Genomic DNA, 17,358 nt, shown 5'->3' on the forward strand with positions numbered 1-17,358 from the left:
GACTTTTCTTTCCCCAAAACCACCATATGATCAATATGATTAATGTAATGCCAATTAAATTTACCCACATATTAACCTCCTAATGACCTTGAGTTGCTGAATTCGGTGTATATAAACGTAAGCGATTAGCATTGGTGACAACGGTGATCGATGATAATGACATCGCTGCACCCGCAATTATTGGACTGAGTAACCAACCGGTTATTGGGAATAACACCCCTGCCGCAATCGGGATACCTATGGAGTTATAAATAAATGCGCCCCACAGGTTTTGTTTTATGTTTTTAATCGTTGCATGGCTGATTTCAATCACATCTGAAATCCCATGTAATGAGTTTCGCATTAAAGTGATATCCGCGCTTTCGATAGCCACGTCTGTCCCACCGCCAATGGCAAAGCCGACATCAGATTGCGCCAAAGCGGGTGCATCATTAATGCCATCACCAACCATAGCAACCACCTTGCCTTGTGCCTGTAATTGCTTAATCCAATCGAGTTTAGCGTCCGGCATTAGCTCTGCGTAATATTCATCAACCTGAGATTTGTCAGCCACCGCTTTGGCTGTATGTTTATTATCGCCAGTTAGCATCACGACTCGTATCCCTTGACGATGAAAACGCTGAATCGCATCGACAGTATCTTCACGTATAGGATCGCTGATACCAAATATTGCTTTTAACTGATTATCCACTGCCAAATACACAACCGTATTGGCCGATGTTTCCCACTCCATAGCAAGTTCATTGGCTTGATCTATCACAACGCCAAATTGCAGCAGTAACTTTGCATTACCGAGCAATATCGTTTTATCAGCCCGTTGAGCCTTTACGCCCATACCTGTTATTGACTCAAACTCAGTCACTTCTAGCTTACTAGTTAAACTTTGAGTCGAATCTGTTGAATGCTGTTGGGCGTAATCCATCAATGCTTGTGCCAAGGGGTGGTTAGCGCCCTTTTCAATCGCTTCCACGATAGTGAGCATATCTTGCTCATTCGAGAAAGCATGATAATGAGTCACTTGCGGTTTACCTTCGGTAATAGTGCCAGTTTTATCTAGTACCACGGTATCGATTTCACTGGCACGCTGCAGCGCTTCGCCGTTTCTTATCAGACCACCAAATTCAGCCGCTTTACCAACTCCTATCATGGTTGAGATTGGTGTAGCTAACCCCAAGGCGCAAGGACACGCAATAATCAGCACCGAAGTTGCCGCCACTATCATATGAATAAGTGTTGGCTGTGGACCAAAGTTATACCAAGCAAGAGCGGTCACAATTGATAATATCATCACGGTCGGTACAAATACCGCCGACACCTTATCGGCTAAATGACTGATTGGAGGCTTAGAGCTTTGGGCATTAGACACCATACTAATTATCTGCGACAGCACAGTATCAGCGCCCACTTTTTGCGCCGTAAAACTAAAGCTGCCTTGACCATTAATCGTGCCTGCAGACACAGTATCGCCCGCTTGTTTTTTTACAGACACAGGCTCGCCTGTAAGCATCGACTCATCGATGGTGGTTTGCCCTTCAATGACAATGCCATCTACCGGGATTTTTTCTCCTGCTCGCACTCGAATACGATCGCCAACCACCACTTGTTCAACAGGAATAGAAAGCTCGTTATCACCTCTGATCACCACCGCCGTTTTGACTTTTAAATCCAACAACCTTTTAATTGCTTCCGAAGTTCTGCCCCGCGCTTTTAACTCCAACGCTTGGCCAAGGTTAATCAAACCAATAATCATGGCGGTAGCTTCAAAATATAAATGCTTTGCGCTATCAGGAAGCCATTGATGGCCTAAAACAACCACCATCGAATATAGCCAAGCTGTCCCCGTACCGATTGCAATTAGCGTATCCATATTGGCATTACGGTGAACAAATGCTTTCCAAGCACCAGTAAAAAAGTGCCTGCCTGCTAACCAAAGAATAAGGAAAGTGACTAAACCAACGCCAAGCCAAACGATTTGCTCGAATGTGGTATTCACATGCATCGGCCCACCTAACAGGCCATAAATCATTAGCGGAACACCTAAGCCAAGTCCGACAATACTTTGGTTAATTTTACGTTTATATTCTTTTAGTTCCCGCTGTGTTTTCTCATCCTGAGCGTTATCTTGATTGACGATTTCAGTGGCATCGTAACCCGCATTTTGAATCGCTTTAATTAGCTTGGGTGCTGATTGCTGGCTGTGTATCGTCGCAGTTCGATTTGCAAAGTTGATATTAATCGACTCACGACTGACCAAAGTTTTCAGCGCCGTTTCAATCGAATTGACACAACTTGCACACGTCACTCCAATCAGCGCTAGGGAAACGGTTTGCGATGATGCTCCAGCTTCGGGGGACTTATTTTTTTCAGCCATGTGAGACGGTTCAGGGCTAAGCTCTGAAGCTGTAACTGCTGTTGGTACTTCAACTTGCTCGTTTAACTTAGCTGCGCCGCTATAACCTAGGGATACAAGTACCGATTCTATGTCACTCAACTTCAATACTGAATTGACTGATATTTGCTGTAAGCCAATATCGACTGCAACCTCAGCCTGACTATCAAGTGCGACTATTGCCTCGGTAATTTTTTTAACACACTTTTGGCAAGACACATTCGCAGTGGCTGTTTGATATGTTTTAGCCACAGGTAAAGCAGCTTCATATCCAGCTTGAGTTATCAATTCAATGGCATGCTCAGCTGTCAATATTGTCGTGAGTTCAGCCTTGTCTTTAGCTTGATTCACATTGACCACGATATTGGCATCATGGTTTTTTAATGCAGCCGTCATTTTGGCAACACATTTACCGCAAGATAATCCATTAAGCTGCAGAGAAAATTGATTAGTTATCATTAGGTTTCTCCTTAGTGAAGTTAACTTGGTGTTTATCGGACCAGTCCTCAATAAGACAACAAATAGACTTGCCGTTAGGTGTCATATCGGGTTCAAGCTGCCACTCAGCATAAGTATTCTCCATTAACACTAAGTGCTTTTGGTATTGCTCGATTTTATCTTTAGTCTCAATAATTTTGTTATTCAACATTTCTCGGACGGTAGGACAAGGTGATTGGCCATTCAGCGAAGAATCAATGATTTCCTCAATCTGCTTCAGGCTAAAGCCGATATTGCGAGCGTGAGTAATAAACATCAGCTTATCAGCCGCCGCTTGGTCATAAATCTTGTAGCCGTTATTTGGATCGCGGCTCGCGATAATCAGTCCTTTGCGGCTATAAAAACGTACTGTTTCAGGAGTCACACCAACTAAATTGGCAATTTCTGTGGTCAACATGTTTACCTCTCCTACCCGCTTAAGTCTCTACGAAATGATTATGACCGCGCCGCATAACACGACACATATTGCCATCAAAATTTTAAATCTAACTTCATCTTAAAACCTATGTGTAGCACATAGGTCAAATTATTTTTTTGATTTATGCCAGAAAAACACTTTTATGGAGCTCTTTTCTTCATGAAGACGCCACTAATGAGCGGCTAACAGAAGCGTTAAAAATAAACACCTTCAGCTTACTTCCATTATTGTTTTAAAGAATATCTCATCGGTATCTAGGTCGAATTTGACTGTTAATTTAACTACTAATTTAACGATTAACTTGTCTGTGAAAATGACGCGAAAAACCAACATGAGCTTTGCTCATGTTGCAGCTTAAATTTAATCAATTTTCATCATCTGCTGAAACACGTATAAAACAAACTCAGCTTACAAAACTGTGAAGACTAATGATTGGACACATTCAAAAGGATTTTGAAAACCTTCAAAGCGTTAGCAATACACTCATGTTTTGTAAAAAAGGTTTCATACAAATAGGTTTCGATGCGAATAGGCTTATTACAAATAAGGGATACTAGATCATGAAAAACGATTTCACTTTTACCATTAAAAACGTCGGCCTCGATGAGAACTATCATCCAGCAGACAATACGCGTATCACCACCAATTTCGCGAATTTGGCTAGAGGTGAGAACCGCCAACAGAATCTACGTAATACCTTAAAAATGATCGACAATAGCTTTAATGCGTTAGCCTATTGGGATAACCCGAAAGGTGACCGTTACTCTGTCGAACTTGAAATCGTTTCAGTGAATATGGATGTCGAGAACAGCGGCCAAACTTTCCCATCTATTGAAGTATTGAAAACCCATATTATTGACCATCAAACCAAGGAGCGAATCGAAGGCATAGTCGGCAATAACTTCTCATCGTATGTGCGAGATTATGATTTTAGCGTCTTACTGTCTGAGTATAATAAAGACCAAAACCAATTCAGCATTCCAGATACCTTTGGCGATCTACATGGGAAACTGTTTAAGTATTTTGTTAACTCAGATACTTATAAGCAGAATTTTAACAAGACTCCGGTGATATGCCTGAGCGTTTCAGATAACAAAACCTACCAGCGAACGGGTAATCAACACCCTTTATTGGGTTATGAATATACCCCTAATGAGTCATCGTTAACTGAGCAATATTTCAAGAAAATGGGCCTGCAAGTGCGTTACTTTATGCCGCCTAAAAGCGTGGCGCCACTAGCGTTCTATTTCTTCGGTGATTTGCTCAATGATTACAGTAATCTCGAACTAATCAGCACGATTAGCACCATGGAAACCTTTCAAAAAATTTACCGACCTGAAATTTATAATGCCAATGCTGTGGCAGGAAATTGCTATCAGCCCAATTTGAACAATCAAGACCATTCATTAACGCAAATTGTTTATGACCGAGAAGAGCGCAGTAAATTAGCCATCAAGCAAGGAAGGTTTGCAGAAGAGCATTTCATCAAACCTTACCAAGCATTGCTCGAGCAATGGTCTGAAAGCTATGCAGTTTAAGTGCTCGCTTTAAGCACCCATTAAAAACAGTGACTTTCAATTAATTCTTATATCGAAAACTAATCAATAACGGATCTGGATTGCAGCACATACTATGAATACAGCAACGATTAAACGACTACTACCTACATCAACGGCTGGCAGCTTACCCAAGCCCTCGTGGCTGGCACAACCAGAAGCCCTATGGTCACCTTGGAAGTTACAAGGTGAAGAATTAATTGACGGCAAACATGATGCGCTGCGACTGTCGCTTCACGAGCAACAACAAGCTGATATTGATATTGTCAGCGATGGCGAGCAAACTCGCCAACATTTCGTGACCACCTTTATTGAGCACTTAACTGGCGTTGATTTTGAAAAACGCAAAACCATTAAAATTCGAGATCGTTATGATGCGAGCGTGCCTACTGTCGTGAGTGCGGTTTCTCGTCCAAAGTCGGTGTTTGTAGAAGACGCTAAAATACTGCGTAAGCAAACCAAGCAACCGATAAAATGGGCACTACCCGGCCCAATGACCATGATAGATACCCTTTATGATGACCACTATCATAGCCGTGAAAAACTGGCTTGGGAATTTGCCAAAATCCTAAATCAAGAAGCTAAAGAGTTAGAAGCTGCTGGTGTTGATATTATCCAATTTGATGAGCCCGCATTTAATGTATTTTTCGATGAAGTGAATCAATGGGGCATCGCTTGCTTAGAGCGGGCTATTGAAGGGTTAAAGTGCGAAACCGCAGTGCATATTTGTTATGGTTATGGCATTAAAGCCAACACGGATTGGAAAAAAACCTTAGGCACAGAATGGCGCCAATACGAGCAAGCTTTTCCTAAGTTGCAGCAGTCTAATATCGATATTATCTCGCTAGAGTGTCATAACTCCCATGTGCCCATCGAATTACTAGAACTGGTTCGCGGTAAAAAGGTCATGGTAGGTGCGATTGATGTCGCCACCGATACCATCGAAACTCCAGAAGAAGTCGCTAACACCCTACGTGAAGCCCTCAAATATGTGGATGCAGACAAGCTTTATCCCTGCACTAACTGCGGCATGGCGCCTCTATCTCGTGATGTAGCAAGAGGAAAGTTAACGGCATTAAGTGCTGGGGCTGCAATCGTTCGCCAAGAGCTAGCAGCTAATATTGAGGCAAGTTAATGAAGCAAGTGACGACACAAGTGACGACACAAGTGACGACACAAAGTCACTAAGTCACTAAGTCACTAAGTCACTAAGTCACTAGGTAATATAACACCCCTGTCATCTGCGAAATTAGCTAGTGTTCAACAAGAACACTAGCAAAACATATCGAAAGTCTCTAAAGCAGCTAATAGAAAAGCTTATATAAACAACTTATATATAAGCTTATATAAACAGCTTATATAAATAGCTGCGCCAACATTCTTAAGCCAGTCACAAGTAATACCAAAGCAAAAATCTTTTTAAGTTTTGCTGCATCGAGTTTTGCCGCTAATGACGCACCAACTGGTGCAAATAATACCGTTAACGGCACAATACAGATAAAGCCAAACAAGTTAACTAAGCCAAATGTGCCCGCTGGCGCATCGCTGGGTGTGCTACCCAACATCAGCATAGTCAGCGCTGCTGGCAGTGAAATAATCAGACCAATTGCCGCCGCTGTGCCAACCGCCTTGTGAGCTGGATAATTATAAAGCGTCAGTAATGGCACCGAAATAGTGCCGCCGCCAATGCCTACCATTGAACTGAAAAAGCCAATCGAAGAACCCATCACAGTTTGCCCAACTCTACCGGGTAATTGTTGATAGAGCGCAGACTTACCCGTCCTCAATAACATGTTTAATGCTGATAACGTCGCAATAACCCCAAACAACATCGTCAGATAAGTGCCATCGACACGAGTCACTAACCAACTGCCAGCCAATACGCCAAACAAGATAAATATCGACCAATGTTTGAGCAGCTCAAAATCAACATTACCTTTTTGATTGTGGGAACGTATTGAGCTAACAGAGGTTGGCACTATGGTCGCAAGCGACGTCGCTGTTGCTACCAGCATGGCAGATTCAGCTGAAACGCCAAATCCTTGAAACAAGAAAAAAAGCACAGGCACAATAACAATACCGCCGCCTACACCTAACAAGCCCGCTAAAATACCTGCAAAAACGCCGGTGGCTACCAAGGCCAAAATGGTAGAGATATTACTGGTTAAAAATTCGATGATGTTCATTCACTGCTACTTCTATTTGTTTATTATTCCAATTCAATTAATTGTAAATAAACAAACTTGATTGATGAATTGATTAAATTTCAACACAACATGAATGCATTTCATCTGATCATAGAGGTGATTTTAAATAACTTAAAAAAGTTGATTCAGCCCCCTCCTTTTCGCTTTCTCTGCTCTCACTTTTAAAAAAGAGACCGCCAATAAAAAGGCCTGCTAATTTGCAGGCCTTAAACTCACTTTTTCGCTATCGGGAAAGCTACCTCTCCACATTAACTTTCCACTTTAGCTTCACCTTTGAATTTTTCACGTAACGTCTGCATCATCACATAGAATACCGGTACCAGTAAGGTACCAACAATGGTGGCTGCTAACATACCGCCAAATACCGAATACCCTAGTGCACGACGGCTACCCGCCCCCGCACCTGTGGCGACAACCAGCGGCAACACCCCAAGTAAAAATGAGAAAGCGGTCATCAATACTGCACGAAAACGTAATCTAGCCGCAGTTTCACCAGCATCGAGGATACTCTTGCCCTCTTCTCTCAATTGCTTGGCAAATTCCACAATCAAAATGGCATTCTTACAAGCAAGACCAATCAAGAGTACCAGACCAATTTGGGCATATAAGTTGAGCTCTGCGCCCACTAACCAAATATTGAGGAAAGCTCCAAGTATCGCAATAGGTACCGCCAGCATTACCGCAAACGGTATAGTCCAACTCTCATATTGTGCCACCAAGAATAAGTAGGTAAATACCAGTGCTAAAGCAAAGATTAACGGCGCTAAGTTACCGGCTTTGATCTCTTGGTAAGTTTGACCCGTCCACTCATAACTGTAACCCGTTGGCAATGTTTGTGCTGCAGCACGTTCCATCGCCTTAATGGCGTCACCAGAGCTAAAGCCTGGCGCTGGGAAACCGTTAATGGTGGTTGAACTAAACATATTGTATGAGTTCATCACGTCTGGCCCCAGAATCGGCGTTACTGTCACTAAGGTACTCAATGGCACCATTTCACCCGATGAGGAGCGCACATAGAAACGAGCAATATCCATATCTGAATTACGGAAATCAGCTTCTGCCTGCAATATCACCCTAAAGACCTTACCAAAGCGGTTAAAGTCATTAACATACATTGAACCAAGCATAGTCTGCATGGTGGTGAATATTTCATTGAGTGGAATACCCAACGCCTTCGCTTTGTCACGGTCCACATCAACAAACATCTGCGGCACATCGGCGCGGAAATTACTGAACGACATCGCGATTTCAGGCTGCTCATTAGCTTTCATAATCAGCGCTCGCATTACCGATGCTAACTCTTGCGGACTCCGCCCCTGAGTATCTTGCAACACAAATTCAAAGCCGCCTACACTACCCACCCCAGGAATTGGAGGCAAAGAGAATGCCATCGCTTTCACCGAAGGATTAGCTGCGTACTTAGCCTGAAGTTTAGCCACAATTGCATGTTCGGCCATATCAGGCGACTCTCGCTCAGACCAAGTAGATAGCGTAACAATCATCAAGCCACCATTTGATGCCACAGAGCCAGTTAAAATACTAAAACCACTAGCATGAATAACATTTTCGACTCCTGGTTCAGCCAATGTCAGCTCAACCAAATCTCGCATCACATCTTCTGTTCGGTTCAGTGACGCGCCATCGGGTAGCTGGATATCAACCATAAAGGCTTTTTTATCTTCCATAGGCACAAAACCTGAAGGCAAGATTTTAGCTAAGCCGCCCGTTGCCGCTAACAAGGCAATAAACACCACCAGAACCAGTGCTAACTTACGAGTTAGCACATGCACTAACTTGGTATATTTGCCGGTAAATACATTAAAGTGTTTATTGAATTTGGCATGAAAGCCTTCGGTATGCTCTTTAGGTGGGCGCAATACTGAGGCACATAATGCTGGACTTAACGTTAATGCGTTAACCGATGAAATAAGTACAGAGATACAGATGGTCACAGAGAACTGGGCATACATCTGTCCGGTAATACCTGGCATCACCGCCGTTGGTGCAAATACCGCAAGCAATACCAAAGTCGTTGCAATAATTGGCCCGGTGACCTCTTGCATTGCTTTAGAGGTCGCCTCTTTAGGAGACAAGCCTTCATCTTGCATTAGGCGTGTGACGTTTTCGACCACCACAATTGCATCATCAACCACAATACCAATAGCTAAGATAAGCGCGAATAAGGATACAGTGTTGATGCTCATCCCTGACAGGAGTAAGAAGGCAAAAGTACCAATCAAGGAGACCGGAATTGCGATGCCTGGGATTAATGTTGAGCGCACATCTTGCAGGAAGATAAACACCACAAAGATAACTAGAGCAACCGAAATAAACAGGGTTTGCACCACTTCTTTAATCGAAGTTTCAACAAACTCTGTGGTGTCGTAGAGCACTTCGTACTCTAAGTCTTTAGGGAAGTTTGCAGCCAATGTTTCCATCTGCGCACGAATACCTTTTGCTACGTCTAGCGCATTAGCGTCAGGTGATTGATAGATAGAAATAATCGCTGAAGGTTTATTATTTAACTTACCTTGAGCATCATAAGTTTGCGAACCTAGCTCTACTCGGGCGACATCACCAACGATAACTTTAGAGCCATCGTCGTTAGCACGTACCACAACATTGGCAAACTCTTTTGGATTCTTTAAACGCCCTTTAGTCTGCAAGGTATATTGAAACTGCTGGTCGGGGTCAACTGGTGCTGCACCAATTCGCCCAGCCGCTACTTGAATATTTTGCTCCTGCAAAGCACCGATAACGTCGGTTGCAGTGATCGAAAAACTGGCCATTTTATCGGGGTCGAGCCAAATACGCATTGCGTAATCGAGCGCACCGATGATTTGTACTTTTGATACCCCGTTTTGACGTGCTAACGCATCTTTTACGTTTAGCCCGGCGTAGTTTGTAATAAAGAGTGAATCAAAGGTTTCGTTAGGAGAAACTAAGTTGACCACCATCAAGATATTCGGGCTTTGCTTTTCAACTTTTACGCCCTGTCTTTTAACCTCTTCCGGTAATCTTGGCATAGCTTGTTGGACACGGTTTTGCACTTTCACCTGTGCCATATCAGGGTCAGTGCCCACTTCAAAAGTCACATTGAGCGAATAACTACCGTCATTCGCGCTCTTTGACTCCATGTACAACATACCTTCAACGCCATTCACTTCCGCCTCTAAAGGCTGAGCAATGGTATCTTTAACAATATCGGCACTAGCACCAGAATAACTGGTCGATACACTGACTTGCGGCGGCGCAATTTCTGGGAACTCTGCTACTGACAATATAGGGATAGAAATTAGCCCAACTAAGGTCAACACAGTGGAGATCACAAAGGCAAACTTAGGCCTATTAATGAAAAACTGACTAATCATAATAAGCCCCTACTTTGTTTGGTTAGCTTCTTGAAAAGGCACAATCTCTTGCTCAACAGCGTTCACTTCAATACCGGGCCTAATTTTTTGCAGACCATCGACAACAATGCGATCTCCGCCATCGAGACCACTTAACACCCGCCACTCAACCCCAAATCTCTCACCAAGTTCCACAATGCGTTTCTCAACTTGGTTTTTCTCATTTAGCACCATCACAAAGCGACCCTGTTGATCTTCTTGCACCGAGGCTTGAGGGATCAACAACGCTTGTTCTTTAACAGGAGATTCAATGATTAAGGTAACGAACATTCCCGGCAGCATGAAATTACCAGCGTTTTCAAATGTTGCACGCAAAGGTAAAGTACCTGTGGTTGGGTCGACCTTGTTACTCACAAAGTCGATATAGCCGGTTTCTTTATGCATGGTAGCGTTAGGTAAGCGCAGATTAATCACAATATCTTGAATTTTAATATCTCTAGATAACGCTTTAGAGAAATTTTGCTGGGCAGTGATCAGTGCTCTTTCTGCAACTTGGAAATTTACCCACATTGGCTGTAATTGAACCAAGTTCGCCATATCTGATTGTGGGCTAATAATATCGCCGGTACTTACTTTCGAATTACTAATTCGTCCTGAAATTGGCGCGTAAATTTTGGTGTAGCTAAGTTGCAATTCTGCTGCACTCACCGCCGCCTCAGCTTGTACAACCCCTGCTGCAGTTGTGAGTTTGCGTGAAGTCAGCTCATCCATATCTTGCGCACTGATCATCCCATCAGGTAACAAGCGACTGCCTCGCTCCCAATTCATTACCGCGACATCTCTGGAAGCTACAGCTTGTTTTAAGACTGCTTTTTGCTGAGCTAATTCTGCAACATAGGTAGCTGGATCGATTTCAAACAGTAGATCCCCTTGATTGACATCATCGCCTTCAACAAAAGTTCGCTTGAGTAACTGCCCTTGAATTTGAGACTTGATCATCACATCTTCTGATGCACGGGTTCGGCCAACAATTTCACTTTTTGATTGAATTTCTTGAACATGTGCAGTGCTAACAATCACACTCGGCAACATGGGAGCTTGAGGCGCAGGGGCTTCACCACAGCCAGTAACAACGATACAAATCCACGCAAAGGTAAGCAGTTTTATTCTTGAAGCTGTTGAACAGGCCATTTAAGCCTCCTGAAGGGTCATACTAGGAATTATTTTTATCTTTAAATTATAATCACATAGTGCCAGCTTATAAACCTTTTTACATATTCATTTCATTGTTATTACAAAAGTTTCATTACCACTCTATGCTTAACGCAATTTAAAACTCACGAGCCAAGAATTAACTAGAGGAAATAGAGTGAGTTAGAACAAGTTTATTGGCACTGATATCATTTAAGAAATATGAAGAGTAACTCTGTTATAACAGAGCTTTAAAGTCAGCAAGCTTACTAATTTCAATAGCTAATCATTAGTTGATTAAAAGGAAAGTTTACCCTGACCCCACTTATTCTTAGCGACGCAGCACCGCTATCCAGCGGCCAAGATTGAGCAAACTTGCTAGCGAACCAGCCACATAGGTCAACGCCGCTGCCTTAAGGATCTTCTCCGCATGTTTTAGGTCACCGTCGTGCAGGTAATTGCCCTCTTTTAGTATGGGCAGCGCCTTGCCATAACTGGCGTCGAATTCCACTGGCAAGGTCACCAGATGCACAATAGTGCTCAAGCCCATCGACAGGACGCCAATCAAAATGGTCAACGCGCCAGCCTGCGGTATACGGGTGAGCATAAAGACCACTGGCGCCGCGAACATCATTATGCCGGCAAGACGCTCGCCGACCATTGCGGCTCTAGCGAGCTTTTGCCGTGTGATAAACATAGTCTCGCCGCGAGAGTCCTGTAGAGCATGGCCTACTTCGTGGGCGGCAACAGTAACAGCAGTTAGGGAGTAACCGGAATAGTTATCCGGCGTCAGGCGAACAACCTTGTCGGCAGGATCATAATGATCGCCGTTGGGAGTCTCCTCAACCTTGACGTTTTCAAGGCCAAAACGGTCCAGAAGATGACGAGCAAGTTCACCACCGCTACCTTGCTGACGGTAGCGATCAGCAGGTTGCTGAAACTTGTCCATGATGTGCTTGACCCACAAGCCAGGCAAGAACACGCAGGCCGCAATGACAATAATTAGAATGATCCATAGCATGAAAACAAGTATGCCATAAACGTTCATATAACTCTCACGGCTTTTACTCAAAGCCATTAACCGTGGATGTGTGTAGTTGCCTGCAAAAAATACGTAAGATCAGAGACTGCCCCACTTACTCGATTTTATGGCACGAAAGAAAAAGTCGTGGTGCTTCGCCCCTTATCTGTTATAGGGAATGACGAAAGGGAAACTACAGCATTTCCCTTCTCGACATCCCTTGCCGTTCCGACGAAGTTGTCATCCTCGATCTTACTCAAAAATAACTAACGCTTCCGATAGGCCATCCATGGCCAAGCGGAAGCTAACCTGACGTCCTGTCAGGCTTACGTTATTTTCTTCAACGACCTCAGCAACTTCCAACGGAATCTATGGGATCCGCAAGTTAAATGGTTTAAATAGAAAGCCTTTTAATCTTTAACTTCCTTTGATCATTCAAAATAAAAAGCCCCGAAACCGTTAGGTATCTGGGCTTTCTTATATACCAAGAGTTCTTTTACAAGAAACTTAGCTTTAGCTTTTAGACTAGAGACCAACAGAGCATTGTTAAGTGGTGAAGTTTTACCTTATTAATAGGAAATCATGCTATAGCTTTCAAAGCCTGTTTATGAGTATTATGGTACTGATTATTATCAAGTTATGAATGGATGCTGTTGATAAATGATTCTAAAAACTAAAACACTTCAAAATGTTCAAAGCCCACAAGCTGTAGCGGGTCAAAAGCAAGAGCAAAATGTGGCATTCTTTCTGCGCCGCGCATTCAAAGATAACCCCGAAATACTGGTCATCAATGACTTCAAATTCACCTTCAATGGTGAAACCGCCCAAATCGATCACCTCATCGTTTACCCCTATGGCTTTGTGCTGATTGAATCTAAAAGCATTAAAGGCAATGTGAAGGTAAATAAGCAAGGTGAATGGACTCGAAGCTTTAATCAAAAATGGTCAGGGATACCATCGCCAATTAAGCAGGTAGAACTGCAACAGATCTTATTTAAAGAACTACTCAACCACCATAAAATTGAAATACTCGGGAAAATGTTTGGTATTCAACAAGGTATTAAAGGACGTTGTTGGGATCACCTCTGTGTGGTATCAAGTGATGCGGTTATTGATAGAAACAGCATGCCAAAAGTCGTATCAGAACAATTAGTAAAATCCGAGTTCTTAGTCGATAAGCTTCATACAATAATGAAGCTCGGAAATAAGCTTTTACGCAAAGTGAATGTATATGACACCAGACCTTACTTCAACCAGCAAGAGCTCGACTCAATTGGACACTTCATTCTCAGTCAGCATATTGATAGCAGTAATCTAATTGATAGCCGTAAACAAGCAGTAAGCCCAACAGCTGAACTCGTCACCCCAATAGCAAAGCCTCAAGTTCAAAATGTTTATCAAGAAGCTCAACCCATTCCTCATGTAAAACTAAGCTGTAAACATTGTGGTGAATCAACAAACTACACCCCAATGTACGGTAAGTTTGGTTACTACATTAATTGTATTCAATGCTCTAAAAATACGCCCATGAAGCAAGCTTGCCCCATGTGCCACAGCAAAAATACCAAAGTACAAAAACGAAAAGACACTTACACCTTGAATTGCCAAGATTGCAGTCATAGCCCGCAAATAGTCTAAGGAATAGAAATTGAACAACATGGAAAGAGGCAAACTTGTACGTTGGAATGCCGACAAAGGCTTTGGTTTTATCAAACCTGATTCAGCAGGTAATAAAGATATATTCATTCATATATCAATACTCAAACACATGGCAAGAAAACCAGTCGTTGGCGACCAAATCAACTACTTTTCAGAGACTCAAAGCGATGGAAAAGTCAAAGCGATAAAAGCCAATATCGAAGGTGTCGCAGTCACCTCTACCCGCAAGTCCAATAATAATCGCCGACACGACAATAATAAATCAACAAGCGGCATGCTTATCCCTCTTTTAGTCATATTAGCCCTAGGCATATTTGGCTTTCAGAAATATAAAGAAATGACCGCAACGCCAGTACTGACTAACCAAGACATTGAACAGATGGAATGGCAGCCCTCGGTACAAAGCAATAACCCAATCACTCGCCAGCAAACATTTAGGTGCGAAGTTGGCAAAATCCATTGCCGTCAAATGAGCTCATGTGAAGAAGCGACTTTTTATAACAACAACTGCCCTGGCACAAAAATGGACGGTGATAGAGACGGCATCCCCTGCGAAAGCCAGTGGTGTAACTGATATTTAAGGGGCAGAATAAAGTTTATTCTGCGCCACTTATTCTAAGAATAGTCAATAGTTTAACTTTCACTAAATAAGGTAAATACATGTTTGGTTCTGATAAAAATAATGCTGATGAAATAGGCCGCCTATGGCAACGGCTTGTCCCACTAGAAGAATTGATCGTTAAGCAAGATAAGTTAATTGAAAGCCAATCAAATAAAATTAAAGACCTTGAAGAAAAAATAAAACAACCAAGTGAAAGTAAAGAGGTAGCTCAAACGGCTGCGAGGTCTGCAGCTCAATATAAATCTAAAATTAAGAAAATTAAAGAAGAAGCTGAAATCACTCTGAATGACTTACAGCTAATACAGCAAGAGAATCGGCATATTTTAGAAAAAAGTCAACTTCAATTTGATGAAGCTAACAAAGCTACTGCTGCTTTTCATTCTACATTTGAAGAAGGAGAGCAGCTCTTTAATGATGTGTCATTAAAGCATGAAGAAGTAATATCTAAGATTTCAGAAACAATGGATTTATTAAATAAAAATGAAGATCTTGAAAGCCAATTAGAAAACGCTAACGAACAATTAGATAGCATAAAAGAAATAGACTCCAAAGCTACTGGCATATTAAAAAATATAACAAGCTACCATTCTAAAGTAAGAGAGTTAAGAGATGAAATATTAGGTTATGATTCTGAAAATGATTTAGGTGAACAAGAAAGAATTGAAGGCATAAAGGATGAATTAGAATCATCTTATTTAGACTTGAAAATCAATTTAAACAATCTCGAAGACAATATTTTAAATTTAAAGACACAAACTGAAGATAGCTACTCAAGTTTTATGGAGCTATCAAATGAAAAGTTTAATAGTTCCATTGAAAAGCAAACGTCTCAATTTGATGACGTTTACCAAAAAATTGTGACTCTTTTACCTGCCGCACTAACTACAGGATTAAGTGCCGCATATAGTGAGAAAGTAGATACTGAAAGTGAAGAGTTAGAAAAGCACAAAACTAATTTCGCCAAGTCAATAAAATGGTTGGTAATAATTTCAACAATCCCTTTTTTAGTCGACTTATATTTATTGATATTTTTAAAACAAGATCTGCTTACCGTGATCTCAGAAACACCCAAGTTAATTTTATCTATATTGCCACTATATTTTCCTATTCTTTGGTTTGCATACTCTGCAAATAAGAAAATTAATTTATCAAAAAGGCTAATTGAAGAGTACACACACAAAGGTGTTCTTAGTAAAACTTTCGAAGGGCTTTCAACTCAAATTGAAGAGTTAGGTGATAATGAAACATCTAATGAGTTAAAAGTTAAACTGTTATTTAACCTTTTACATGTTAATTCAGAGAATCCAGGGAAATTAATATCAAACTATAAAACAACAGATCATCCATTAATGGATGCGTTGGATAAAAGTGTACAGCTTGGAGATGCAGTAGAAAAGTTGAAAAATATACCAGGTTTTTCAAAATTAACTGCAAAATTAGAAGGTGAAGCAGCATCTAAGCTAAACGAGGCTGATACAAAAGCAACTGCTGCATTAGATTCAATTGGAACAGCTAAGAATTAGAATAATGTCATTATTATGAATAAAATAAAAAAGCCCCGATACCGTTAGGTATCGGGGCTTTCAATTTCTTTTACAAGAAGTTCGGTTCTAAGCTTTTAGGCTACAGACCAACAGAGCATTTACGCAGGATAAATGGGCTTAGAGCAAGGCTTTTTGTAGCGACGTGTAGTGTTTTTCTACACGAGCTGCAAAGTAACGCTGCTATAACCCATTTAAACCATTTAAACCATTTAAACCATTTAAACCATTTAAACCAGTAAATTACATCATGCCGCCCATATCAGGCGCTGGCTCAGAATCTAATCCTACTTCTTCACTTATTTAGACAGAATACAGTAAAATCGGTCTTATACTTTTCGAAATAATCACTTTTACATATCTGATGAAAATTGGTTTTAGAGGCAACTTCCTCTTGGTCGTAAAGTGAATCAACTATTACCGCATACTTTAATGTTCCTTGCGCATCACCTTGATAAAGGTTTATATCCCTCATCATTGAATAGGCCATTGAACATTTCTTATCAACAATAGGACAGTATCTATTTATTACTTCTAAATAATCTGTTTCAGCCTGTTTAAAGTCTTTCACTAAAAGATTATTAAAACCTTCACTCATCAATTCGTCAAAACCAAGTTGGCTCTTCTCTTCAGCAATTAAACTCCAATTTATACATAATAAAAACATAAGAAAATAACGTTTCATATCTGAAGACCTTGATTATGACAAACTTGGGTAAGAAATTAGTGAAATCAGAATAAACTAACTTCAATTAAAACAAAATTACCCTAAGTAATGTTATGACATATAAACAAAAGCCCCGATACCGTTAGGTATCGGGGCTTTCAATTTATTTTACAAGAAGTTCGGTTCTAAGCTTTTAGGCTAGAGACCAACAGAGCATTTACGCAGGATAAATCGTGTTA

General features: G+C 41.4%; 12 protein-coding genes. 5 read left to right on the forward strand and 7 right to left on the reverse strand.

Annotated features, from left to right (window positions below):
- Positions 1 to 79 precede the first annotated feature (79 nt).
- Together AC0L4E_RS16215 and AC0L4E_RS16220 are read right to left on the reverse strand one after the other, a co-directional pair.
- On the reverse strand, positions 80 to 2,371 hold the full coding sequence (locus AC0L4E_RS16215) for a heavy metal translocating P-type ATPase (RefSeq protein WP_473681708.1): 2,292 nt from the start codon (positions 2,369 to 2,371) through the stop codon (positions 80 to 82).
- 466 nt (positions 2,372 to 2,837) lie between these two features.
- Entirely contained in the window at positions 2,838 to 3,284 is a 447-nt protein-coding gene (locus AC0L4E_RS16220; protein WP_473680163.1) for a MerR family transcriptional regulator, read from the reverse strand.
- Between the two features lie 581 nt (positions 3,285 to 3,865).
- On the opposite strand from AC0L4E_RS16220, the gene AC0L4E_RS16225 reads away from it, so the two are divergent.
- A complete protein-coding gene (locus tag AC0L4E_RS16225; RefSeq protein ID WP_473680165.1) occupies positions 3,866 to 4,843 on the forward strand; it encodes a DUF1852 domain-containing protein in 978 nt (325 codons plus the stop codon).
- Between the two features lie 109 nt (positions 4,844 to 4,952).
- Entirely contained in the window at positions 4,953 to 5,996 is a 1,044-nt protein-coding gene (locus tag AC0L4E_RS16230; protein ID WP_473681710.1) for a methionine synthase, read from the forward strand.
- A gap of 220 nt (positions 5,997 to 6,216) precedes the next feature.
- Here AC0L4E_RS16230 and AC0L4E_RS16235 read toward each other — a convergent pair whose 3' ends face one another.
- The 4 genes from AC0L4E_RS16235 to AC0L4E_RS16250 form a co-directional block, all read right to left on the reverse strand.
- Positions 6,217 to 7,047 (reverse strand): sulfite exporter TauE/SafE family protein, encoded by an 831-nt coding sequence (locus AC0L4E_RS16235; protein WP_473680167.1) that lies wholly within the window; start codon positions 7,045 to 7,047, stop codon positions 6,217 to 6,219.
- 269 nt (positions 7,048 to 7,316) lie between these two features.
- Positions 7,317 to 10,439, reverse strand: a complete 3,123-nt coding sequence (locus AC0L4E_RS16240) for an efflux RND transporter permease subunit (protein ID WP_473680169.1) — start codon at positions 10,437 to 10,439, stop codon at positions 7,317 to 7,319.
- Positions 10,440 to 10,448: 9 nt separating this feature from the next.
- On the reverse strand, positions 10,449 to 11,609 hold the full coding sequence (locus AC0L4E_RS16245; RefSeq protein ID WP_473680171.1) for an efflux RND transporter periplasmic adaptor subunit: 1,161 nt from the start codon (positions 11,607 to 11,609) through the stop codon (positions 10,449 to 10,451).
- Between the two features lie 331 nt (positions 11,610 to 11,940).
- Positions 11,941 to 12,681 carry a zinc metallopeptidase gene (locus AC0L4E_RS16250; protein WP_473680173.1) on the reverse strand — a complete coding sequence of 247 codons (741 nt, stop codon included), beginning with the start codon at positions 12,679 to 12,681 and terminating at the stop codon, positions 11,941 to 11,943.
- Between the two features lie 609 nt (positions 12,682 to 13,290).
- Between AC0L4E_RS16250 and AC0L4E_RS16255 the strand changes: the two genes are divergently transcribed.
- From AC0L4E_RS16255 to AC0L4E_RS16265, 3 genes are all read left to right on the forward strand, one after another.
- A complete protein-coding gene (locus AC0L4E_RS16255) occupies positions 13,291 to 14,268 on the forward strand; it encodes a nuclease-related domain-containing protein (RefSeq protein ID WP_473680175.1) in 978 nt (325 codons plus the stop codon).
- Between the two features lie 19 nt (positions 14,269 to 14,287).
- Entirely contained in the window at positions 14,288 to 14,863 is a 576-nt protein-coding gene (locus tag AC0L4E_RS16260; RefSeq protein ID WP_473681712.1) for an excalibur calcium-binding domain-containing protein, read from the forward strand.
- Positions 14,864 to 14,949: 86 nt separating this feature from the next.
- The gene (locus AC0L4E_RS16265; protein ID WP_473680177.1) at positions 14,950 to 16,434 is read left to right on the forward strand and encodes a hypothetical protein; all 1,485 of its coding nucleotides are present in this window, start codon (positions 14,950 to 14,952) and stop codon (positions 16,432 to 16,434) included.
- 313 nt (positions 16,435 to 16,747) lie between these two features.
- On the opposite strand, the gene AC0L4E_RS16270 is transcribed toward AC0L4E_RS16265, so the two are convergent.
- Positions 16,748 to 17,137 (reverse strand): hypothetical protein, encoded by a 390-nt coding sequence (locus AC0L4E_RS16270; RefSeq protein ID WP_473680179.1) that lies wholly within the window; start codon positions 17,135 to 17,137, stop codon positions 16,748 to 16,750.
- Positions 17,138 to 17,358: the final 221 nt, after the last annotated feature.

Source organism: Shewanella sp. GJ50-10, assembly GCF_055808815.1.